This is a genomic window from Peribacillus simplex, from assembly GCF_900156045.1.
In the GTDB taxonomy this organism is placed as follows: domain Bacteria; phylum Bacillota; class Bacilli; order Bacillales; family DSM-1321; genus Peribacillus; species Peribacillus simplex_D.
The window spans coordinates 20340-41980 of record NZ_FTMX01000001.1; the positions used below are offsets into that span (position 1 = coordinate 20340).

Genomic DNA, 21641 nt, shown 5'->3' on the forward strand with positions numbered 1-21641 from the left:
TCAAGATTAATAAAGTCAGAATGACGTTGGATGGGGGATACGATGAAGAGTGGAAAAATGCTGATAACAGCTGGATCAACCCTCGTTTTTGGCCTGCTATTATTCGTCGGATTTCAATGGTGGGCTCCATCATTATCCGCGGAAAGCTTGACGGAAGCAGAAGTGAACCAGACAGCAAAGGATAAATATCCTGGAACCATTATAAAGACAACGAAAAGTGAAGGTGGAGAATATCGGATTGAAATGCAGCTTGAGACTGGGGTATATCAAATTAGGATGGATGCGAAAAGCGGTGAAGTTCGTTCTCTAAAAAAAGAAAACATAGTTCATGCAGCTGAAGAAACGACGGAAAACATACCCCAAAAGCAACTGACCCAAAAAGAAATAAAGGCACGTATTTCCTCACAGGGTGATCTGGAACAAATTGATTTTGTGCAGGAGAAAGACAATTCCTTTTATAAAGCTGTGGTAAATAAGAATAACGAAAAAATCACATTGATACTCGACCCATATACTGGAGCTATTATTGACTCGACAATGGTGGCAGAAAGTATCATTACAGAAAAGGAAGCAATTGAGATTGCGGAAAAACATGTAAAAGGAACAGGTGACGATACAGAATTTTATCAGCCCCCAGATCAGACACCTTATTATTTGATCGAAGTTGAATTAGAGGATGATCGAGACGCGGTCGTCCAAGTTGACGGCTACACAAAAGAAGTAAAAACAATAACATGGGAAGATGATGAAGAGAATGATAATGATGGCCCTGAAAACTAATTAAAGGGTTTTTTAATCAAGACGCAATGGAGCAAATCATAAAAAAGGGTGATGCCTATTAATAGGCATCACCCTTTTTGGCTTCGTTGAGTAAGGAAAATGCAAAAGGAAAGAGAAGAAAATGTAATAATTCTCACCAATTTCTAATCCTTCTATCATTTAACTCTAATTTAATTTCTCTAACATGGAATAAAGCACCAAATGATAAATCAGGGCCAAATAAGTTGGGTGGATGAAAGGCATCTGGATTATTGTACATAGAATATTTCCATCATATTCAACACGAGAAAGGAGAATAAGTAATGTCAATTATTTCCAGTATTCTGGATTACAACAAGATGTTTGTCGATCAAAACAAATATAAAGAGTTTCAAACGACAAAGTATCCAGATAAAAAGATCGTCATCATAACGTGCATGGATACCCGTCTGTTGGAATTGCTTCCAAAGGCGCTGGGTTTAAAGAATGGAGATGCGAAAATCATTAAAAACGCTGGAGCTATAGTTTCCCATCCTTTTGGCAGCATCATGCGCAGTATCCTTGTCGCTATTTATGAGCTAAAAGTGGAGGAAGTGTGTGTGATCGGACATCATGGATGCGGTATGGTGGGGCTTCAATACTCTTCACTTCTTGATGCCGCAAAACAGAAGAAAGTCAGTCAGGAGCAAATTGATGTCCTTACAAACTCTGGTATTGAATTATCAAAGTGGCTGTCAGGATTTCAATGCGTAGAGGAGAGCGTAACGAATAGTGTCCGTTTGATCGAAAACCATCCATTATTACCGGAATCCATTGCCGTTCACGGTATGGTCATCCATCCCGAAACGGGTAAATTGGATCGAATCATAGATGGATATAGCAAGGGCGAAATACATATTCAAAAGAAGGAGCGATAGAATGATGGGATCTAGCAGGCTTGAAGGATATAATCTAGGCAGTTTTCAGAAAGACCTGGTTGCCGGGGTGGTAGTTGGGATTGTAGCGATTCCCTTAGCGATGGCTTTTGCCATTGCTTCTGGAGTAAGACCGGAATACGGACTGTACACATCCATTATTGCAGGAATCATGGTCTCCCTTTTTGGAGGATCCAAATATCAAATTGCAGGCCCGACTGGAGCCTTTGTCCCGGTCTTGTTCGGGGTGGTCATGCAGTACGGATATGAAAAACTGTTAATCGCCGGTTTCATGGCAGGCATCATGATTTTTCTTATGGGCGTCTTCAAACTGGGAAGATTCATCAAGTTTATTCCCCGTCCAGTTACCATCGGCTTTACTGCTGGAATTGCCGTGATTATCTTCTCTGGGCAGATTGCCAATTTCTTTGGACTCAGTAACTTAAAAAAAGAAGAAGCATTCCTTTTAAATATGAAAGAAATCTTATTGAACTTCAATACAGTGAATGTCTATAGTGTACTGGTAGCTATCATAAGTTTAACTCTCGTCATTCTGACTCCAAAATATATACCGAAAATTCCTGGAGCATTGCTGGGATTGATCGTATCGACTCTAGTAGCCAGCTTATTCTTTCCAGGTCAGGTAGCGACAATTGGATCGGCCTATGGCGCCATTCCTAATGCATTGCCCCATTTTCAGTTTCCCCAAATCACTGGCGGACTAGTGATTGAACTCCTTCCGGCTGCCTTGGTCATTGCCATGCTTGGAGGAATTGAATCACTATTATCAGCTGTAGTGGCAGACGGCATGACCAACAGTAAACATAACAGCAATAAAGAGCTGATGGGGCAAGGATTGACCAATATGATCACGCCTTTATTTGGAGGCATTCCAGCTACAGGTGCCATCGCACGTACCGCAACGAATATTAAAAACGGTGCAGTTTCCCCTATATCAGGTGTGATTCATGGGCTGGTGGTATTGCTTGTGTTGGTCAGTTTGGCTCCTTATGCATCGGCGATTCCATTGGCCAGCATGGCCCCCATTCTTATGTTTGTCGCATGGAACATGAGCGAACGAAAGGAATTTTCGCATATCTTAAAAGCAAAAACGATGGACTCGATCGTATTGATCGTCACCTTCGTGTTAACCGTATTGATTGACCTGACAACAGGTGTCGGGATCGGATTGCTATTAGCCATCCTATCTTTCGTTAAACTGATGAGCGGTACATTGAAATTATCGAAGGTATTACCAGATCCAGCTGATAAACTAGTTAAACCAGAAATGGTGCAACAAGGTTCAAGCTGCCCGCAGATTAACATATATACGATAGAAGGACCCTTATTCTTTGGTTCGATCGAAAGGCTGCAAGAAGAAATCGACGAAATAATGCGTTCAAAACCTAAAGTCCTTCTATTAAGAATGAGCAATGTGCCATTTATCGATACATCGGGAGAAGCGCTTCTCACCGAAATCGTGAAGCAATTCAAGTCTCATAATCTACAAGTGTTGATTTCCGGGATTCAACAGGAACCTAAAGAAATACTGGAAAAAACCGGATTCATTAAACTGGTAGGTGAGGAACAATTCTTTTCCAGTACGGGTGATGCCATTAATAAAGCTTTATCCAAACTGGATGAGAACCGTTGTAAAGGATGTAAACAGTTTTCTTTTGCTGAATGTACCGCACTCTCCCAGCAAGTCCAAAAGCCTGCATTATTAAAACAAAAAAGAAAACGGGAGATAGGTTTAACATGACTCCTGTTAGGAAGATGAGGCATCTGCTTTTGGCAGATGCTCATTTTCTTTGATTATAATAATCTACCCCACGGTTTATCAGATATCTTTAAGAAAAGGCTGTTTTCGCATAATTTGTTGCTATTTACCAAGTAAAGCGGTGTGGTTGATTTCCCCTCCAGATGCTCGCTTTCCGCGGGGCGGGCGGTGAGCCTCCTCGGCGTAAAAGCCTGTGGGGTCTCACCTGTCCCGCTGCTCCCGCAGGAGTCTCGCACTTGCGCTCCAATCAACCTTAAATCGTTTAGTTTTTAAAAACAACAATCTTTACGAAAAGAGAGCTTTAAGAAAAGGCAAAACGCATGCCCAAGAATTTTGAGCATGCGTAAACTTTTATTCTTCTATGATATCCAACTCTTTCAGGGCTTCAAGCGTAATCGTTTTGGCTTTGCTTCCGCTGCCGTCCATGTTCGTTGCGAAGGCCCATTTGCCTTTGTCCGTTTCGATGTACCCCACATACCAGCCTAATCCCATATCAGAAAGGCGTGTACCGGTTTTTCCATGGAGGACATATGAGTCTGCTTCTTCATTGATCATGATTCTCTTTACGGTTCTCATATGCTGCTTATCGATAGGCAGTTTTTCCTCTACAAGGTTTTCGATGAATTGGACTTGTTCCAGGGCAGAAATCTTTATGCTGCTGTCGAGCCAGAACTGATCGATCCCGCCGGAGATATCACGATTGCCGTAATCAATCAGGTTCACATATCGCTGCATGTTTCCCGCCCCGATATCGCGGGCCATTGCTTGATAATACCAGATCACAGAATGCCTCATGGCTGAAGCAAGCGTATGATCTCTGTTCCAATCTTCAAATTCCCTAATTACGCCATCCCAGCGTTTCACTTCATATTCATCGCTCACCGCTTTTGTCTGTAAGCCGATTAATGCATTCGCGACTTTGAATGTCGATTCCGGAGTGTAGCGCGCTTTACTTCTCTGTTTGTTATAGATATATACTTTATCATTTTTTAAGTTTTGGAGAACCATCGTGCCTTCCACACCATCGAAAGACTCCCCGATATCCAGTTCTTTCACCTTTTGATCGTTTGCACTTGCGTGAATCGTACCCATGGAACCAGTGACTAGCAGGACAAGAATGAAACATAACGCTTTGATTTTCATTACACACTCTCCTTTAAGGATGGATTGATACATCATCAGAAGTAATTTCCAAAAAATAGGTTGATGGCTAAAGTATACCTATTCCCGATAAAAAACGAAACCTAATTCTTGGATTCTGTTTAGATAGTATCGATCAAGGAGGGAAGCAGAGGGTAGCTAATGAATATATAAAGCAAACGAAAGAATGGGAGGAATCTATCATGGAGGTTAACCAAAGAAAAATAAATAGTAATGAAAAAGAAATTACATACACACATATTGAAAACGGAAGTCCTGCCGTTTGTTTTATGTTTTCAGGTGCGGGGTACACGTATGAGAAGCCGTTATTCTATTATTCGACGATGATCATGCTTCAAAATCAGTATGATGTCGTGCATATTCATTACGCTTACGACCAGGATATATTCAAGCATCCATTGGTAGATATCACAAAAGTGATCGTTAATGATGTGAATCCCGTCATTACGGAAGTACTTCAAAATCATGAATATCAAAGAACAGTGTTTTTAGGTAAATCACTTGGCACCATCCCCATCATCAATGGAATTATGAAAAGTGAGCGGTTTATGAAAGCCAAAATGATTTTGCTTACGCCGCTCTTGAAGTTCGATTCGATTTTTGCTGGGTTATTGAGCAGCAATCATTCAGCACATATAGTAATCGGAGATAAAGACCATCATTATATTCCAGATAAAATTCAAGCAATTGAAAATAAAACGAACATAAGCATCGATAAAATCCCGCATGCAAATCATTCATTGGATATTGAACCTTTGAATGCTTCAAGGTCGATTACCATGCTGGAAAGTGTAATGAATGGTATGGAAGAGTTTATAAAGGGATAGGACAATCGCGATTAAACGATAGGAGGTAGGCAAAGAAAACAAGAAAATCAATGAAGCTATGTGGGGGTCAGCGGTCTTTTAGATAGAATTTCGGTGTGTGAAAATTCAATATTTGAATAAGCTGGTCGCCCATATACGCAGGTGATTGTTCGAAATCATTGTCAATCCAATCTATTATCAATCCAATGATTCCATGGATCCGATACGTGCTAAAAAGGTCAATATCAATATTTGGATTTACCTCAGTCGAGTATTGATAGTCTTCCCTGAATAATTCAGCTAATTTGTTTGTCATTTTTTCACGGAAGTTATAGGCAGTTTCTGGGTGTAACATCAGTTTATAAAATTTTTTGTTTTCTAAGAAATGATGAAATAATACAATCGATTTTGAAGGTAAATTATTGAATTCGACGACTGATAAACCGCGATAAGGTTTACGGTAAGCTTCATTCAATTTTTCGAACATCTCCCCGATTATTTCATCTAATAAATCTTCCTTTTGCTCGTAATGGGAGTAAAATGTTCCTCGATTATAATTCGCCATATTCACGATTTCCGTAATGGTGATAGTATGGAAGTTTTTTTCTTCCATCAAAGATAATAAAGCCGCTTTAAAGCTCTCTTTTGTTCTTCTTACTCGTCTATCTGGATGCTGAATGGACATGGAAATACTCCTTCCTGATTTTTTAATGGACAAAAACGATGAATCTGTCGGGTATCATACATTTCTTATAGTATTGCATATTGAAGCCCTTTCATAAACATTTTATACTTTAATTGTTTCATGATATCTCAATGTCGAGATAGTTACCAATTTGGATAATATCCAAGATAAAGGGAAGGTTAGGTGGGATAAATCACCTGAACCCCGGTTTGGATGAAATTACACGATACTCTAAGATACAGGAAGGAAGAGTGATTGGAATGACATATCCAGTATTACAAGATAAGGTGGCAATCGTAACAGGAGCTGCAATGGGCATGGGTCTCGAAACGGCTAAACTATTTGCAGAAGCAGGTGCCAAAGTGGTGGTAGCTGACCTTAACGAAGAAAAAGGTAAGCAGGCAGTTTCGGAAATTGAGGCTAACGGCGGAATCGCATTCTTCCAAAAGGTCGATATTTCCAAAACGGAACAGGTAAAAGCACTGGTCGATGCAACTGTTGAGAAATATGGAAGGCTGGATGTTGCTGTCAATAATGCAGCCCTGACTCCTGATGACAAACCAGTAGCCGAGTTTGATGAAGATTATTGGGACAAGCTCATGGCAATAGACCTTAAAGGAACAGCACTATGCTTGAAATATGAACTGCAACAGATGATCAAGCAAGGTAACGGTGGATCGATCATCAATATTTCATCCGTCAGCGGCTTCCGTCCTCAGCCGGATAATGTGGCCTATGTCGCGGCAAAGCACGGAGTGGTCGGAATGACGAAAGTCGCTGCACTAGAAAATGGAGACAAAAACATCCGTGTTAACTCTGTGGCCCCTGGTGCCATTGATACTCCGATGTTACGTGGAGCATTGGAACAGTTTGGTTTCACCGAAGAAGAATACGCACCGCAGCTTAGCCTGTTGAACAGGTTTGGGCAAGGAAGGGAAGTCGCACAGGCTAGCTTATGGTTAGCTTCAGACCAGTCCTCTTATGTAACGGGCACAACCTTGCACGTCGATGCAGGTTACACGAGCCGTTAAATATAAAAAATCCAAAACCCCTGAATTCACTCGAATTCGGGGGTTTTGTCATTCAAATGCCAAGCAGCTGCCTCGTTAATTGTGCCTCCCAGCTTTTATTGATAGTATCCAACTATCTTTTTGATCTCCAATCATATGATTTGTACCGGGAAAAACCGCCGGAAGTAGCCTAGCGAGTGCCCGGGTTCCTTTTCCTTAAAGGTAACGGAACATGATAGTGGAGGGATAAAATGTTATATTAAAGGTATGGATGACTAATCATTTGGTTTTAGAAAGGAGAGATCATGGAAGGAACCAATACATTTCATTCAATTGATGAATATATTATACAATTTCCCGAAAAAGTTCAGGAAATACTACTAACGTTGAGAAAAGTGATAAAGGATGCAGCACCGGATGCAGAGGAAAAGATAAGCTATCAAATGCCTACCTTTGTTTTATATGGAAATCTGGTACATTTCGCTGCTTATAAAAAACATATAGGATTCTATCCAACTCCTAGCGCAATCTCTGCGTTTGAATCTGCTTTAACGGAATATAAATGTTCAAAAGGGGCCGTTCAGTTTCCGCTTAACAAGCCAATTCCTTATGAATTAATAACCGAGATGGTTATATTTAGAGTGGAAGAGAACAAAAAGAAGAAAGCGGAAGGCAAATCAAAAAAGAAAAAATAACGGAAATGATTATCAGAATTCATCAAATATTTAACATATGATTGTGAGATTCAAGACTGAAAGAGAAGGGTGGAAATAGTATGTTCAAAAAATTATTCGGTAAAAAAGAAAGTGTGGAACAGCTGCTTGCTCCCATTAATGGACAAGTAATAAACATTGAAGATGTTCCGGATCCGGTGTTTTCCGGTAAAATGATGGGGGACGGAATAGCGATACTTCCTGAGAAGGGACTGGTCGTATCTCCAATCGATGCAGAAGTAATCCAGGTTTTTCATACTAAACATGCACTAGGCCTCCGCACGAAGCATGGCATTGAATTGTTGATTCATATTGGATTGGAAACAGTTAACCTTAATGGTGAGGGATTTGAAGTCCATGTCGCAGAAGGGCAAAATGTAAAAGCGGGAGACAAGCTTGTAACATTTGATATCGATTTTATAAAATCCAAAGCTCCAAGCATTGTAACTCCGATTGTTATCACGAACGGCGAACTAGTTGAAAAACTGGAAAAAACAAATAGCACCCAAGCGAATAGTAACGAAACACAAATCATGAGTGTTTATTTGAAGTAGAAAGATTTTATGGTGATCTCTCCTTTTATGCTGCAAGCAGGATAATCGAAAAATGCAGCGAATAGTAGGTGAGTGAACAAATAAATCAAGCGAGGGTGAATGGGATGGGAGTTAAAGCAGAAAAGATTTTTGTAAACTTGCCTGTTAAAAATTTGGATGCCTCAGTAGAATTTTTCACAAAGGTCGGCTTTGAGTTTAACGAGCAAATGACCAATGAAAATGCAACATGCATGGTTATCAGCGAGTCCATATATGTCATGTTATTGGTGGAAGATTACTTTAAAACGTTTACCAAGAAAGAAATCCCGGATTCTGCAGCGAGTACGGAAGCCATCGTCGCCCTGTCCGTTAAAAGTAAGGAAGAAGTCGATGAAATCGTGAATAGGGCACTGGATGCTGGCGGAAAGCCTTTCAATGAAGCCATAGATCATGGCTTCATGTATGGTTGGAGTTTTCTGGATATCGACGGACATTCTTGGGAAGTATTTTACATGGACGAAAGCGGATTTAATCAAAATTAAATTAAATGCAGGGCACAATCCTTCGTGAAGGATTGTGCCTTTTTTTGAAGTGTTAAGTAAGCGATCTTATCTGGATTTCATTCGTACAATACTGGGCTAATGTCTTTCCACTCATAAACCAATAGATTCAATTCAGTACGAGCCATTTTGATTTTTTCGGTTTTAAGCAATTCAGCACCAAATGCCTCATAGAAGTATCGAGATTCATTATCTTCAAGCACCTCAACAAAAATTGTCTTTAATCCCAGTTCTTCGAATTTAAAGAATAACTCTTTGATGAGTTTCTTACCTATCCCCATTCTTTGGGAATTTTCGAGGATATATATCGCAGTTAAATCACCTGAATCCTCAACTTTATTTTTTTCCCTTTTCCCGCCACTAATAAATCCAACTATTTTTCCATCGCTGTTTTCAGCAACATAAACATAATTCCCATCACTGGATATATTCTTTTTCCATAATTCATTCCTTTGCCCATAAGACAGATTATCTAAAAAATCACTCGGCATTATATCGTTATATGTGGTTCTCCAGCTATCCACATGGACGATTGCTATGCCTTCAGCATCAGTCACTGTTGCCTCTCTTATTAGCATATTGGTTCCTCCTTTTTAAGTTTGCTATATCTCCTATTTTTTACTAATATTATCCATTTTGCAAGTGATACAATGATAGCTTAATTGTTAATAATTAACTATATATGATACTATTGCCTGTAGTTTGTTTTTGTGGGAGAGGTATTAGATGAAGCGGATTTTCCGTAGTAAAGTATTTTATTTATTAATCTTCTTGGTTACATTTGGGATTGTGCTGGTTTTTAATAATGACAAAGAACCGACTGAGCAATTAACTGAAGATGAATTTTTTACAACTTTAGAAGATGGGAAAGTGACATTTTTAGAGGTGGAGCAACAAAATAGTGTTTATGAAATAAGCGGTCGGCTGGTAGGATATGAAAAGGATCAATACTTTATCGCATCTGTACCGAATAGTGAAATTTGGCAAGATAGAATGAATCACGCCATAAGGGGACATGACATAGAAAAAATTGAGTTTACGCCAGAAGACAAAGAGACAAGTGGATGGGTCACCCTTTTAACAACGACCATACCGTTCGTAATCATTTTCATCCTGTTTTTAGTCTTATTACTTTTTAGAGTTGTAATAAAAAGATAGAATTCGTCGATATATTCCAATTTTCGGAGATAAAACTGTAAATTTGGTCGATATTTCTGGTGAGTTGCCGTTTCTGCAAAAAAAGAGATAAACCTTTAAAATGATATTGAAGATTGCTGAATAGTTTGATAGAATGAAATAAATGAAAAAGACTATGTGCAACTGGCGAAACACGGATAACCGTGAGGGAACACATAGTGTCGTAGCCGTTCGCCTGGGCAGAGGTAAGGGATTTTATCCCTTGCCTCTTTCTGTATATTAAACAGATAGTGAAGGATTAAAGTATGCAGATTTTCATGGGCTTAAAAATCTTGTCAGTATTTTGAAATTTCAAAACTATCATGAAAGAGGAGCAAACAAAATGAGCACATTACTTTTAGAAAAAGTCAAAACGATCAAAGCGTTAAATAACATTGCCGAAAGCGGGCTGAATGTATTCAATAAAGGCGATTTTAAAGTCGACAATGACAGTGAAAACCCTGATGCGATCGTTCTTCGCAGCTTTAACATGCATACTATGGAATTCGGCGATCAGTTAAAGGGAATCGCAAGGGCAGGGGCTGGAGTCAATAATATTCCGGTCGATAAATGCACCGAGCAAGGAATTGTCGTTTTCAATACACCTGGTGCTAACGCAAACGCTGTAAAAGAAATGGTGCTGACATCATTAATGGCTTCATCTCGTAACCTTTTTGCAGGTGTGGCTTGGACAAAGACGCTTGAAGGCGAAGGAGAACAAATTCCAAAGCTTGTTGAAGCAGGAAAGAAACAATTCGTTGGTAAAGAAATCAAGGGGAAAACTCTTGGCGTAATCGGTTTAGGTGCGATCGGTGCACTTGTAGCGAATGATGCCCTGGATTTGGACATGGATGTCATTGGGTTTGACCCGTTCATCTCTGTTGATACAGCTTGGAACTTGTCCCGCAATGTACAGCGCGCCATGACGATTGAAGAATTGTTTGCAGAATCTGATTATATTACAGTACACGTTCCATTAACGGACGACACAAGAGGAATGTTCAACCAAGAAACATTCAGCATCATGAAGCCGGGCGTACATATCTTGAATTTCTCACGCGGCGAGCTAGTGAATGAAGAGGATATGCAAGCTGCACTTGAAAGCGGAAAAGTAGGCAAGTTCATTACTGACTTCCCGAATGAAAACGTGTTGAAAATGAACAATGTCGTTCCAATTCCGCATCTTGGTGCCTCTACGCTTGAATCAGAGGAAAACTGTGCCATCATGGCAGCTCGTCAGTTGAAGAACTTTTTGGAAACAGGGAACATCAAGAACTCTGTGAATTTCCCAAATACTTCCCTTCCTTATACAGGAAACCGTCGTGTGGCAACTTTCCACGAAAACGTTCCGAACATGGTTGGGCAAATCACACAGGCTATATCAAGCTTTAATTTGAACATCGCTGACATGGTTAACAGAAGCCGTGGGGGATATGCATATACGATCATCGACATTGACGGTGAAGTAAACGGCGATATCATTCCTGGTTTGGAAGAAAAAATCAAACAAATCGAAGGCATCGTTACAACTCGCATTATCTAATTTGAACAGGAAGACTTTCTTGCTCAAATAATAAGTGAAAGCCCCAATTCCTTACCGGAGTTGGGGCTTTTTTTTAGGCAATGTTAATGAATTTTGAAAAAAATACGGTAATCATAACCTAGGGATTACAACGAACAATTGAGAACAAAACTTCTTTCATCACGAATTGCTAAGCATCGAAATTCTCCAATAAAAAACCTGTCATGGTTTCACATCAGGTTTTTCTTCATAATGTACAAACAACATCAAGTAGAGTGCGAATAGAAGATGCAAATAAAGGGGAATGTTCTTATCGTTTTGAATGACAACAAATATGTAAATTCCATACAGTAAAATTGGAATGGTTAAAAGGATTCTGTGCTTAGTCATAGGTCATCCTCCCATTTATCCTCAAATATTAATACATCAAGCACTTGAGCCACTGGAAAATCATTTTCTGCTAGAACATCTGCTAATTTCATAGTTTCACCCTCCTAATTAACTAAATATTCTGTCACTTCTATATATTACTATAGTATGAAGTACAGGGAAAATGATGTCAATCTATATTCCATTTGTACTCATTTTGAGTTAATGGATTCATAAGTTATCTACCAAAATAACTATCTCATATAAATTTCTACTTAGTGAGATAGGCAAAACGGTACCCAAAAGGGGGAGAATTGCGGTCAACTTAACGCCAGGAAGCAAAGTGTTGCGAACCTGAATCAATGGAGTCACTGTGTGCCCCTTGCTTACGTTCAATTCAGCGCAGCTAAGTAAAGAATCGTCCTAATGAGATACAGAGACGATTCCTATGTTAAACACCTTTTCTATACAGAATGGATTACCTATATTGTTCTTCCCCCAAAATTCTGTTGCTGATGAAGGATATTCGATGTTAAAAAAGCTCCAACAGGAGGCAATTGCCCGGTATACGCATTGCCGCTAACAGGAAATTGATTCAGAGCTATATCAGTAGTGGCAATCCACGATCCAGTCTCACCTGCTTGCAAAGAGGGAGGCTTCATAAGAAAACGTCCTTGAAGAATGAAATGTCGAATTCTACTCTGTAGATCATCAATTATGGTTAAGTTGCCAGAGAAAGTGGCATAAGGTGAATCAAATGCGATTTGTTTGGTGCTTTCATTCCAAAATCCATTAATCGGAATGGGTCTGCCACGAAAATTAATCGTACCCACCACCTTATTATCTATAATGGAGTTAATGGCAAGTGTACCCCAAATGATCGTTCTGCCAGCTATTGAAGAGTGGATCCCCCATACAGATGGGAATGGAAAGCTAACCGAAGCAGTTCCCTGTGAAGTTACCAATGCTATGCCCTCCCTTAAAGGTTGTGTATGCTCTGAGGAAGATTCCTTGTTTAAAGCAGTATATGCAGCACGGGCAGAATGATTTAATAAACAAAGGTGAAGAACTGTAAATGCATTCTCCCAGGTTCATAAAAAATCCGGTTTTCCATTGAAAACCGGATTTCAAATAAATTTCTTAATGATGATGTTCATGACTTTCTTCTTGTCTCTGCATCCCTTTTTGCAAGAATTTCAATTCACTTTCAGACAGTTTTCCTACGATAAACTGTTTTTGAGGCATAATGATTGAACCATTGTTACTAGCATGAACTTTTATATAGTATAGGCCATCACTATCAAAGTTTTTACTTAAAGTATAAGTACCGTTTCCCTCTTCTTTAGCTTGTTCCATACTATATTTGAGCGAGCCATCTTGTTTCCATATCTCAAAATGAACATAATCTGCGTTTTCAACCATTTGGCCACCTTGAGTGAGAACAGCCTTCATGGTCTCTTGTGTATGAACTAAAAAGGATTCTGGTATAATTATTTCAGCTTCAAGGGGTGTTTCTTCTATGTATAGATTAGTGACATCCTTTTCAAGTGAACAAGCACTTAGAAATAAGCTGAAAATAAAGATTAAAGTAATACATATATATTTTTTCACGGCAAAAGCCACCCTTTACATTTCAAATTATGCATTCAAAAACTTCTTAACTGCAGAAATTCTTTTAATAATGAACCAGTCAATTAGCCAAACAACAATAAGAGACAAACCAACCAAAGGAAACAAAATTCCTAGACCTATTAACAGAAATAAAAAGAAGTTCATGTTCTTTATATTAGGAGCTTTTGGTGCACCTAATCCTTTTTTTGGCTTTCGCTTCCACCATAAATAAAAACCACTAAATGCAACAAGCATAATTCCTAAACATATAAGAAGGCTGATTATTTGGTTAATCAAACCAAATTGAGTCCCTTTATGCAAGGTAATTCCCCAAGCAACTATTTTTCCTATTAAACCGTAATGATCATAACGATAATCAGCTAGTACTGCACCTGAATATTGGTCAATATGTATAGTCGCTTCATCTTGTGCTTTCGGTGGAAAAGCTGACAATGTATAAACGCCATCAGGTTCATTTGGAATATTAATGCTATAACTTGGATGCATACCCTCACGATTCGCTATCGTGACTACATCATCAATGGACAGTGGGATAAAACCTTGAATATCTGAGATAGGTACATCTAAATTTTCTGCTGCCCAAGGAACATCTGCAATGTCTTTTGTTTTAATTGAGGATGTTGGAGCACTTCCTGTCCATATGGAAGGAGGATACCCAGACCCGGAATTGGTAGCTAACGATTGAAAATTACTTCCCCAAAAACCAGACCAAGGCAATCCTGTCATAATTAAAAATAACATGCCCGCAGTTATCCAAAAGGCAGGTACTGCATGTAAATCTCTTCTGAAAATATTTTTTCCTTTATTTATTCTTGGAAAAAGCACACCAGAAAGACTTAGCTTACTTTTGGGATACCATAAATAAAGACCAGAAACAATTAACACAACTGCCCAACACGCAGCTAACTCTACAATTCTATCTCCCAAGGTGCCGGCCATCAGTTCACCATGAAATTCTTCGATTTTATCCATAATTCTGTCTTCATCATTTAACACTCCAATAGATTTACCTGTATACGGATCTATAAAAATGGTAAGTGACTCATTATTAGAAGTGATTCTTACTTCGCTTGAACGAGATGCATTTTCTCCAGGATGATAATTTGTCACAACTGCATCAGGGTAAAGTTTCTTCACTGTCTCAATCTGCTGGGATGCTGGTATCTTTTCTCCTTGCGGAATAACCTCTTGGTAGTTTTGATAAAGCACCTGTTCAATCTGTGGCTTAAATAAATAGATTGAGCCAGTAACTGCCAGAATAATAAGTAAGGGTGCAAAAATGATTCCAGCGTAAAAATGCCATCTCCATACTGTTCTATATAGAGAGGTGTTTGGTTGTTTAGTTTCCATTTATACAGAACCTCCGAGTAATACTAATAAATTCACCTATAATAGATGATAAAAGAAAGTTGTGAGAAAAATATGAAATTTATTAAAAAAAAGGAAGTTTGTATTTGTGAAAGATTAAATGGTCATATCGACTAAGAAGAACAACTGTAACTAAGGAGTGAACTTTCAGCAAGAAGTAGAGTAGGAATGGAATGAAGGGATATGAGGTAAATATGGCGAAAGTAATCTATAGAAATGTGTTGAAAATAGGAAGAGCATCAAGATTTCAATGTACGGATGAACCGATGTTGAAGACAAATGCATGAAGAAAAGCAGCACCCTTGAAAAAAGTAATTGAATAAATCGTAAAAAACTTTAAAGGAGTGACGAATATGCATAATAAGGATTGTTCCAAAAGGTGTCAGTGTTTCATCGTACCTAACTATATTCTTGAGAATTTGGCACAAAATGAAGTGGAAGAAGCACGGATCAGTTTAGCGAAAAGCCGTCAAATGCGCAGGCGCAGAATTTTTAAAGAATATGATATTGACGGTGTTGTCGCTTTAACGGATGCAGGATCTGAACGTCAAGGTGAATCTGCCCGACATGTTTACGATTGTAAAGGGGGAACGAAACTCCGGCAGAATGAGGCAAGGAAAGAAGGAGATCGATCAAGTGCAGACCCTGTTGTTAACGCTGCATACGATTATAGCGGAGTTGTGCGTGACTATTTCAAGGATGTTTTGCACCGTAATTCAATTGATAACAAAGGCCTTGATCTTATTCTGAATGTTCATTATGGGAATAAGTTCACGAATGCCTATTGGGACGGAGATGAAATGGTATTTGGTGACGGCGATGGGGTCATCTTTAGCAATTTTGCCAATTCACTCGATGTAATTGGACACGAACTGACACATGGGGTTACGCAGTTCACAAGTGGATTGGAGTATGTAGGTCAGTCCGGGGCTTTGAACGAACATCTTTCGGATGTGTTTGGAGTTGCCATAAAACAATTTCACTTAAAGCAAACGGCAGGAGATGCCGATTGGTTAATCGGTGCTGATATAATGGGACCAACACTGAAAGGGCAGGCACTCCGTTCGATGAAAGCGCCAGGTACTGCATTTGACAATAAGTTAATGGGTAAAGATATTCAGCCTGATCATATGAAGAACCTCTATAAAGGAGAACGCGATAATCATGGTGTCCATATCAATAGCGGCATACCAAACAAGGCCTTTTATCTAACATCCATGGAAATCGGAACGGACAAGGCGGCTTTGATCTGGTTTAATGCAATGCAGAATTTATTTGCAACGGCAAATTTCAATCAATTCGTGCAAATCGTCATCAAAGCAGCGCAAAAACTTGTTGATGGCGGAGAAGTGCCTGAAACAGCCATAGGAACAATTGAAAATGCTTTTAAAGCGGTTGGATTGCCTGAGTAGTCATATTCCATGAATAGGAGGCCTCATCTAACATGCATATCAAATTTAGCTGCATAGGGGGATTTGCCAACCTCGACTTGAATTGCCAGATAGATACAGATGAATTGCCGAAAGAGCAAAATGAGGAATTGCAGAACTTAATGAAGGCAGCTGACCTTCCTCATGCTGCCGAATGTAAAAAAGTGAAAGCGCAGGGGTTCGACTCGTTTTCATATCAACTGGATATAGCCGATGAAAAGAAGAAGCAATCTTTCTCGTTTACTGACATAACAGCTCCAGAGGACGTAAGGCCCTTATTGGATTATTTACGGAATTTAGCGATTGAAAAAAAGATGGCAGAATAACCACGTCAAAAGTCTATCATCACGATAGACTTTTTTTGTTATGTCTTAAAACTTCACAAAAATGTCATTTCATTTCACTTTTATATGAATTTTGGCTGTTTGTTCTCTAAATGGACACAAAATAACAAGGAAATAGCGATCTGAGCAGCAGATTTTAAAAGGAAATTCGAGATTTTTAATAGATTGAGCCAATTAAACAGGCAATGCAGCCACAAAAGGGAACGAATTTTGATAGAGGTAAAATAAGATGGATTTTACAAAAAATACATAAAATAGGATAATGGGCGCATGGAGGTGAATGACATATCTGAAAGGGAAGTGCGAGAGACGGAAATAAAAACCCCTAGGTGAGGACGTCCTGGAAGACATCACCTAAGGGCTTGCGAGCAGGAGTATACCTGCCTCTATATCCAGTATACTCCAAAAAAAATGAATAGGGAAATGGGGAGTGAATGGAAGGATGATACGAAAAAACTATTTATTGAATGTGGAAACGATAGGAATGATGGAGCGTTACGATTCCAATGGTGTCGAGATGACCACGGTAGTGGAGGGAGAGAACACATTCCATGTTGACCAACCGCGACTGGAAATCCTGAATAACACGCTGAACCACTTTGGTTTGGATCTGGATGGCGGACTTGCAGCAGCCAAATCCGTGCTTGGCGGTAAATACAGGCTGCCTGTCTGCATAAACGCCCAGCTGGGAATGGTCTGGTTCTCCTCCCGTTCTTTCCGGAAAAGGGGAGGGATCTGGTTTTCCTACATCCACATTTGCGACTTAGAGGAAATGAACGAAAAAGAAACATTGGTCCACACAAACTACGGACATTGCCTTCCTGTAGACTTAAGTAAAAATCAGCTTGCCTTCAAAAGAGATCAAGCATCCTATTTGCAAACGACCTTCCATGAACGCTCATTAGGCAAAAAGACCTTTTATTATGAACCGGGAAGCGGAATCACCTTTTGCAAAGAACCTGGGGAGGTCCATTACAGGGTGAAAGGGGAGGAATAACATAATTAATGAGACCGCTGAATTGGCGGTCTTTTTTTCGGAATAGATAGAGTGAGAGCGGGTTTAATTTAAAATATGGAAATAAAGTTATTGTAAAAAATGAAATGATACATTATGATTAGTAAAAAGTTAATTTTTAGGAAAGGGAGTACATATTTTGAAACGTTTATTTGCTATTTTACTATCTTTTGGACTAGTTATGGGTCTCTCGTTTGGCGCGAATGACGTTGCAGGTGCCAAAACAAAGGTGAAGACGTATAAAAACTGTACAGCATTGAATAAAGACTATAAAGGAGGCGTAGCTCGTACATCTTCCGTTAAAAATAAAGGAGGAAAAACGAAATACAAACCTCACGTTTCAAAGGCGCTATATGATGCCAATAAAAAAAGCGATCGTGACAAAGACTTGATCGCTTGTGAAAAATAAGGATTATTCAAAGAGACCTTTTAAATGAAAGGTCTCTTTTTAGATTGGGCCGATTTACATTAATCGTAAGTCTCAGGACGTCCATTACAGGTAAGGGAAGGAATGTTGGAAAGACCGCCGAATTGGCGGTCTTTTGTATTTCCAACATATCATTGGTCATTTCTTTGGCCTTCTCGTTTAGTTTTAATGAAATCGATCCAAGTTCTGGGATTCCGCTCCAGGCACGCGCTTTTCCCGCAGAAGTCCCGCACCTTCCGTTCCAATCAACTATGTTTTTAAAAATTCTCTTTTTTATCTTTCAAACCGTCCAAAATGTGTATTTTCTCGATTTATAATTGCATCACCAAGATTGATTCTGCTCATAAGTCTCTCATGGTCCGAAGCAAAACGTTCTTTAACGTTTACAACTCCCTCTATTGTTGGGATATTACCATTAGGCACAGGACGTTCTTCGCTTTGAAATCCGGGGTTCAAACTAGGTCTATCAATTGTATTGTTGTCATCATTATTATTAGTGGGGTCTCTACGGTTCCCGGCATTATTAAATGGATCATTGTTATGATCTTGTGGCATATATTTCACTCCTTCGCTTATATTATTCGCTGATGGCATTAATCTATTCGCACGCTGTACTAATCCCTTATCCGTATAGTAATGAATCCTTTCTTTTCTAATCTGCAACAACACCGCTCATCTTGATTTGTCATCTAGTACGATAGGTACAAGGATTTTTTTATAAAATGATTATAAAGAAACTAAAAAATATTATTATTGACTTACATTTTATATTGTCTTACAATTTCAATGTAAATAGTCGAAACATTCAATCAAATGGAGGGGGAGCTTTTTTAACGAGCTGATTCACTTCACCATGAAGCATGACAACATCCTGCAGCGTATACTTTATGTCAATTCGGAAATGACATAAAGTCTTGTCATAATTGCAATATCTGTATGTCGAGAGTTATCAAAGTATTAATGCTTTAGAAAAAATGAAAGCGAATACATTACTCATTGGAATGGAGTGAATAACTTGAAAAATCAATCAAACCTTGCTGAATCCACTGTGATTGTTCCGGAGGTCGTAAGTAAGAAACCGAATTTCATCACGAAGTTCAAAACATCTTATGGTCCGGGGATTCTTGCCGTGTTAACGTGGCTTGGTGCCGGAGATCTGGTGACTTCTTCTGTAGCCGGGGCAGATTATGGATATAGCTTAATGTGGATTCTAGCTCTGTCATTAATCCTTCGTTTTCTTATCGTTAATGTTATCGCCCGGTTCCAGCTCTGTAACACAGAAGGGTTAACCATACTTGAAGGATATGGGCGCATTCATCCGTTTTTCGGTTACTTCATGTTTGGCTATGCACTAATAATGGGTCATCTTTTTAATGCATATATGATTAAGGGAGCGGGAGAGGTATTATCAACCCTATTCCATGTTAATCAGCCATTCTTAGCTTCAATGGTAGTTGTGGGATTAGTTTTTATGCTTATTGGCAGGAATATTTATAATAGAATTGAAAGTGTAATGAAAGTGCTTTTGGCATTATTGACCATTGCCTTCTTGTTCCTGGCCATTCAAGCAACACCGGATGCGGGGCAAATCATTAAGGGAACGGTTGGTTTTAGCATTCCAAGTGATACTGGCGTTCATGGAGCATTATTGGTGGCGATTTCAATTATCGGTGCAGTGGCAGGATCGATTTCGAACTTTGTTCATCCATATTTCATGAAGGAAAAGGGCTGGACGAAACCGAGTCATGTAAAGGTTCAAAGAAATGATTTGCTGTTTGCCATCGCAGTTTGCATCGTGATTAATTTGGCCATTTGGGTTGTCGGGGCAGAAATTTTAAAACCGAATGGAATTCATGTGGAAACGATTGATGACTTGGCAATGGCATTACAAATGTCGTTAGGCCAATTTGGCTGGTACATTTTCTATCTTGGTGTATTTGGCGTATTGTTCGCGAGTGTAGTGGGCAAGTCAACTGGTTTTCCTAGATTGATAGTTGATGCCTTTTACGTAATAAATAAGGATCGTCGCGAAAAGTACAATGGCAAATATGAAAAAGATCCAATGTATAAATGGGTTATGATATTTGTATTGGTTACCCCAATCATTTGGTCCATTCCCGGCATGCCAGGTTTCATCGCCTTGACAATCGGCGTAAATGCAATAAACATCATCGGTTTTCCGGTTATCGCAATTGGGATGCTGGTGCTATCAAATAAAAAAAGCTTGATGGGAAAATATAAAAACAATTGGTTCGAAAATATCATTCTATCTTTAGCTTCCATTTTAGCGGTTTGGTCCGCCATTCAATTAGCTACAACCTTTTTTTAAATAATGGTAGATTAGAGGTAGAGGTATTTCAAAATACATGTGTCTGCATTTGATCCCGGTGGGGTCCTACTTTATTGGAAGTGAGGGTATCAATGATGAAACCGAAAGTAATCATCTATAAGAAAGTGGATCAAGGAGTGTTGGATTATGTTCGCGAGACTTGTGATGTCGTTTATTTTGAAGGTCTTGACTCACAAAAATACCCTGAATTTCTTCAAGAGCTGAAGAACGCACAAGGTATATTAGGTTCAGGATTAAAGGTGGATAAAACTTTACTGGACCAAGCACCGCAATTAAAAATCGTCTGTAACTCATCAGTTGGTTACGACAATTTGGATATAACCGAGTTGTCCAATCGCGGAATCCTGGCCACGAACACTCCAGAGGTATTGAATGAGACAGTCGCAGATACGATTATGGGCTTGATGCTGTCCACAGCGAGAAGAATGCCAGAGATGGATCAAATGGTAAAGTCAGGGCAATGGACATCGAATATCGGAGAAAAATCATTTGGGTTGGACGTCCATCATAAAGTATTAGGGATTATCGGGATGGGCGGAATAGGCTCTGCCGTTTCAAAAAGGGCCCGTTTTGGATTCGATATGAACATCTTATATCACAACAGATCTAGAAACGAAGAAGCAGAACAAAAGTATGAAGCTACATACTGTTCCCTGGAAGAACTGTTAAAGCAATCTGATTTTGTCTGCTTGATGACACCGCTGACTCCCCAAACTGAAAAGATGATGGGGGAAAAAGAATTCAAGCTCATGAAAGAGACCGCCATCTTCATCAATTGTTCAAGAGGGAAAACCGTTGATGAAGAAGCCTTGATCACTGCGCTAAAAACTGGTGAAATCCACGCGGCAGGACTGGATGTCTTTGTACAAGAGCCCGTCCAGGGAGACAATCCATTGCTTTCGATGAAGAATGTCGTCACTTTGCCTCATATCGGTTCCGCAACATATGAAACCCGCCTGAAAATGGCGATGCTGGCAGCAACCAACCTTGTAGCCGGATTGCAGGGAGAAACTCCGCCTACCTTGATTAAAGCTGGTGTAAAGGTGAAGTGATTTCTTTAACAGCATTTATAAATTAGGCTCTTTTC

24 protein-coding genes and 1 riboswitch are annotated in these 21641 nt (G+C 39.3%); of the genes, 16 read left to right on the forward strand and 8 right to left on the reverse strand.

Annotated features, from left to right (window positions below):
• Positions 1-42: 42 nt before the first annotated feature.
• From BW986_RS00100 to BW986_RS00110, 3 genes are all read left to right on the forward strand, one after another.
• The gene (locus tag BW986_RS00100; RefSeq protein ID WP_076364004.1) at positions 43-780 is read left to right on the forward strand and encodes a PepSY domain-containing protein; all 738 of its coding nucleotides are present in this window, start codon (positions 43-45) and stop codon (positions 778-780) included.
• Positions 781-1082: 302 nt separating this feature from the next.
• Entirely contained in the window at positions 1083-1676 is a 594-nt protein-coding gene (locus tag BW986_RS00105; protein ID WP_076364006.1) for a beta-class carbonic anhydrase, read from the forward strand.
• 1 nt (position 1677) lies between these two features.
• Positions 1678-3435 carry a SulP family inorganic anion transporter gene (locus tag BW986_RS00110; protein ID WP_076364008.1) on the forward strand — a complete coding sequence of 586 codons (1758 nt, stop codon included), beginning with the start codon at positions 1678-1680 and terminating at the stop codon, positions 3433-3435.
• Positions 3436-3804: 369 nt separating this feature from the next.
• Here BW986_RS00110 and blaOXA read toward each other — a convergent pair whose 3' ends face one another.
• On the reverse strand, positions 3805-4596 hold the full coding sequence (gene blaOXA, locus BW986_RS00115; protein ID WP_076364010.1) for a class D beta-lactamase: 792 nt from the start codon (positions 4594-4596) through the stop codon (positions 3805-3807).
• Positions 4597-4796: 200 nt separating this feature from the next.
• On the opposite strand from blaOXA, the gene BW986_RS00120 reads away from it, so the two are divergent.
• On the forward strand, positions 4797-5441 hold the full coding sequence (locus tag BW986_RS00120) for an alpha/beta hydrolase (protein WP_076364012.1): 645 nt from the start codon (positions 4797-4799) through the stop codon (positions 5439-5441).
• Positions 5442-5508: 67 nt separating this feature from the next.
• On the opposite strand, the gene BW986_RS00125 is transcribed toward BW986_RS00120, so the two are convergent.
• Complete coding sequence (locus tag BW986_RS00125; protein ID WP_076364014.1) at positions 5509-6105, reverse strand: TetR/AcrR family transcriptional regulator; 597 nt, start codon at positions 6103-6105, stop codon at positions 5509-5511.
• Positions 6106-6365: 260 nt separating this feature from the next.
• On the opposite strand from BW986_RS00125, the gene BW986_RS00130 reads away from it, so the two are divergent.
• The 4 genes from BW986_RS00130 to BW986_RS00145 all read left to right on the forward strand — a co-directional run bounded on the left by BW986_RS00130 (position 6366) and on the right by BW986_RS00145 (position 8903).
• Positions 6366-7136, forward strand: a complete 771-nt coding sequence (locus BW986_RS00130; RefSeq protein ID WP_076364016.1) for an SDR family NAD(P)-dependent oxidoreductase — start codon at positions 6366-6368, stop codon at positions 7134-7136.
• A 284-nt stretch (positions 7137-7420) separates the two neighbouring features.
• Entirely contained in the window at positions 7421-7810 is a 390-nt protein-coding gene (locus BW986_RS00135; protein WP_076364018.1) for an iron chaperone, read from the forward strand.
• A gap of 80 nt (positions 7811-7890) precedes the next feature.
• Positions 7891-8382: a PTS sugar transporter subunit IIA gene (locus BW986_RS00140; protein WP_076364020.1), complete on the forward strand. Its 492-nt coding sequence runs from the start codon at positions 7891-7893 to the stop codon at positions 8380-8382.
• Between the two features lie 104 nt (positions 8383-8486).
• Complete coding sequence (locus BW986_RS00145; RefSeq protein ID WP_076364022.1) at positions 8487-8903, forward strand: VOC family protein; 417 nt, start codon at positions 8487-8489, stop codon at positions 8901-8903.
• Positions 8904-8980: 77 nt separating this feature from the next.
• Here BW986_RS00145 and BW986_RS00150 read toward each other — a convergent pair whose 3' ends face one another.
• A complete protein-coding gene (locus BW986_RS00150) occupies positions 8981-9499 on the reverse strand; it encodes a GNAT family N-acetyltransferase (protein WP_076364024.1) in 519 nt (172 codons plus the stop codon).
• Positions 9500-9647: 148 nt separating this feature from the next.
• Between BW986_RS00150 and BW986_RS00155 the strand changes: the two genes are divergently transcribed.
• Together BW986_RS00155 and BW986_RS00160 are read left to right on the forward strand one after the other, a co-directional pair.
• The gene (locus BW986_RS00155; RefSeq protein ID WP_076364026.1) at positions 9648-10079 is read left to right on the forward strand and encodes an ATP-dependent metallopeptidase FtsH/Yme1/Tma family protein; all 432 of its coding nucleotides are present in this window, start codon (positions 9648-9650) and stop codon (positions 10077-10079) included.
• Between the two features lie 148 nt (positions 10080-10227).
• Positions 10228-10306, forward strand: a riboswitch (ZMP/ZTP riboswitch).
• Between the two features lie 134 nt (positions 10307-10440).
• Positions 10441-11640, forward strand: a complete 1200-nt coding sequence (locus tag BW986_RS00160) for a phosphoglycerate dehydrogenase (RefSeq protein WP_076364028.1) — start codon at positions 10441-10443, stop codon at positions 11638-11640.
• A gap of 201 nt (positions 11641-11841) precedes the next feature.
• On the opposite strand, the gene BW986_RS29935 is transcribed toward BW986_RS00160, so the two are convergent.
• The 4 genes from BW986_RS29935 to BW986_RS00175 form a co-directional block, all read right to left on the reverse strand.
• Positions 11842-12009: a hypothetical protein gene (locus tag BW986_RS29935; RefSeq protein ID WP_179085978.1), complete on the reverse strand. Its 168-nt coding sequence runs from the start codon at positions 12007-12009 to the stop codon at positions 11842-11844.
• 461 nt (positions 12010-12470) lie between these two features.
• Positions 12471-12953, reverse strand: coding sequence for a hypothetical protein (locus BW986_RS00165; RefSeq protein WP_076364030.1), 483 nt, complete (start codon positions 12951-12953; stop codon positions 12471-12473).
• Between the two features lie 175 nt (positions 12954-13128).
• Positions 13129-13599, reverse strand: coding sequence for a FixH family protein (locus BW986_RS00170; protein WP_076364032.1), 471 nt, complete (start codon positions 13597-13599; stop codon positions 13129-13131).
• A 27-nt stretch (positions 13600-13626) separates the two neighbouring features.
• Positions 13627-14970 (reverse strand): PepSY-associated TM helix domain-containing protein, encoded by a 1344-nt coding sequence (locus BW986_RS00175; protein WP_076364034.1) that lies wholly within the window; start codon positions 14968-14970, stop codon positions 13627-13629.
• A gap of 371 nt (positions 14971-15341) precedes the next feature.
• Here BW986_RS00175 and BW986_RS00180 point away from each other — a divergent pair, with 371 nt between their 5' ends.
• The 4 genes from BW986_RS00180 (at position 15342) to BW986_RS00195 (ending at position 18186) form a co-directional block, all read left to right on the forward strand.
• Positions 15342-16400 carry a M4 family metallopeptidase gene (locus BW986_RS00180; RefSeq protein WP_076364036.1) on the forward strand — a complete coding sequence of 353 codons (1059 nt, stop codon included), beginning with the start codon at positions 15342-15344 and terminating at the stop codon, positions 16398-16400.
• A gap of 32 nt (positions 16401-16432) precedes the next feature.
• On the forward strand, positions 16433-16744 hold the full coding sequence (locus BW986_RS00185; RefSeq protein ID WP_076364038.1) for a protealysin inhibitor emfourin: 312 nt from the start codon (positions 16433-16435) through the stop codon (positions 16742-16744).
• 460 nt (positions 16745-17204) lie between these two features.
• Entirely contained in the window at positions 17205-17759 is a 555-nt protein-coding gene (locus BW986_RS00190; protein ID WP_076364040.1) for a competence protein ComK, read from the forward strand.
• Between the two features lie 199 nt (positions 17760-17958).
• Positions 17959-18186 (forward strand): excalibur calcium-binding domain-containing protein, encoded by a 228-nt coding sequence (locus BW986_RS00195; protein ID WP_397221667.1) that lies wholly within the window; start codon positions 17959-17961, stop codon positions 18184-18186.
• A gap of 291 nt (positions 18187-18477) precedes the next feature.
• On the opposite strand, the gene BW986_RS00200 is transcribed toward BW986_RS00195, so the two are convergent.
• The gene (locus tag BW986_RS00200) at positions 18478-18759 is read right to left on the reverse strand and encodes a hypothetical protein (RefSeq protein WP_076364044.1); all 282 of its coding nucleotides are present in this window, start codon (positions 18757-18759) and stop codon (positions 18478-18480) included.
• 451 nt (positions 18760-19210) lie between these two features.
• On the opposite strand from BW986_RS00200, the gene BW986_RS00205 reads away from it, so the two are divergent.
• Both BW986_RS00205 and BW986_RS00210 read left to right on the forward strand, forming a co-directional pair.
• Positions 19211-20533, forward strand: a complete 1323-nt coding sequence (locus BW986_RS00205; protein WP_260320463.1) for an Nramp family divalent metal transporter — start codon at positions 19211-19213, stop codon at positions 20531-20533.
• Between the two features lie 95 nt (positions 20534-20628).
• Entirely contained in the window at positions 20629-21606 is a 978-nt protein-coding gene (locus tag BW986_RS00210; RefSeq protein WP_076366164.1) for a 2-hydroxyacid dehydrogenase, read from the forward strand.
• Positions 21607-21641: the final 35 nt, after the last annotated feature.

What these genes read in the sequence shown, in the direction of transcription:
- BW986_RS00100 (WP_076364004.1), top strand. Translation starts at nt 43, where the DNA reads ATGAAGAGTGGAAAAATGCTGATAACAGCTGGATCAACCCTCGTTTTT.
- BW986_RS00210 (WP_076366164.1), top strand. Translation starts at nt 20,629, where the DNA reads ATGAAACCGAAAGTAATCATCTATAAGAAAGTGGATCAAGGAGTGTTG.
- BW986_RS00155 (WP_076364026.1), top strand. Translation starts at nt 9,648, where the DNA reads ATGAAGCGGATTTTCCGTAGTAAAGTATTTTATTTATTAATCTTCTTG.
- BW986_RS00200 (WP_076364044.1), bottom strand. Translation starts at nt 18,759, where the DNA reads ATGCCACAAGATCATAACAATGATCCATTTAATAATGCCGGGAACCGT.
- BW986_RS00150 (WP_076364024.1), bottom strand. Translation starts at nt 9,499, where the DNA reads ATGCTAATAAGAGAGGCAACAGTGACTGATGCTGAAGGCATAGCAATC.
- BW986_RS00195 (WP_397221667.1), top strand. Translation starts at nt 17,959, where the DNA reads ATGGGTCTCTCGTTTGGCGCGAATGACGTTGCAGGTGCCAAAACAAAG.
- blaOXA (WP_076364010.1), bottom strand. Translation starts at nt 4,596, where the DNA reads ATGAAAATCAAAGCGTTATGTTTCATTCTTGTCCTGCTAGTCACTGGT.
- BW986_RS00130 (WP_076364016.1), top strand. Translation starts at nt 6,366, where the DNA reads ATGACATATCCAGTATTACAAGATAAGGTGGCAATCGTAACAGGAGCT.
- BW986_RS00180 (WP_076364036.1), top strand. Translation starts at nt 15,342, where the DNA reads ATGCATAATAAGGATTGTTCCAAAAGGTGTCAGTGTTTCATCGTACCT.
- BW986_RS00140 (WP_076364020.1), top strand. Translation starts at nt 7,891, where the DNA reads ATGTTCAAAAAATTATTCGGTAAAAAAGAAAGTGTGGAACAGCTGCTT.
- BW986_RS00160 (WP_076364028.1), top strand. Translation starts at nt 10,441, where the DNA reads ATGAGCACATTACTTTTAGAAAAAGTCAAAACGATCAAAGCGTTAAAT.
- BW986_RS00120 (WP_076364012.1), top strand. Translation starts at nt 4,797, where the DNA reads ATGGAGGTTAACCAAAGAAAAATAAATAGTAATGAAAAAGAAATTACA.
- BW986_RS00105 (WP_076364006.1), top strand. Translation starts at nt 1,083, where the DNA reads ATGTCAATTATTTCCAGTATTCTGGATTACAACAAGATGTTTGTCGAT.
- BW986_RS00125 (WP_076364014.1), bottom strand. Translation starts at nt 6,105, where the DNA reads ATGTCCATTCAGCATCCAGATAGACGAGTAAGAAGAACAAAAGAGAGC.
- BW986_RS29935 (WP_179085978.1), bottom strand. Translation starts at nt 12,009, where the DNA reads ATGACTAAGCACAGAATCCTTTTAACCATTCCAATTTTACTGTATGGA.
- BW986_RS00190 (WP_076364040.1), top strand. Translation starts at nt 17,205, where the DNA reads ATGATACGAAAAAACTATTTATTGAATGTGGAAACGATAGGAATGATG.
- BW986_RS00135 (WP_076364018.1), top strand. Translation starts at nt 7,421, where the DNA reads ATGGAAGGAACCAATACATTTCATTCAATTGATGAATATATTATACAA.
- BW986_RS00145 (WP_076364022.1), top strand. Translation starts at nt 8,487, where the DNA reads ATGGGAGTTAAAGCAGAAAAGATTTTTGTAAACTTGCCTGTTAAAAAT.
- BW986_RS00110 (WP_076364008.1), top strand. Translation starts at nt 1,678, where the DNA reads ATGATGGGATCTAGCAGGCTTGAAGGATATAATCTAGGCAGTTTTCAG.
- BW986_RS00175 (WP_076364034.1), bottom strand. Translation starts at nt 14,970, where the DNA reads ATGGAAACTAAACAACCAAACACCTCTCTATATAGAACAGTATGGAGA.
- BW986_RS00185 (WP_076364038.1), top strand. Translation starts at nt 16,433, where the DNA reads ATGCATATCAAATTTAGCTGCATAGGGGGATTTGCCAACCTCGACTTG.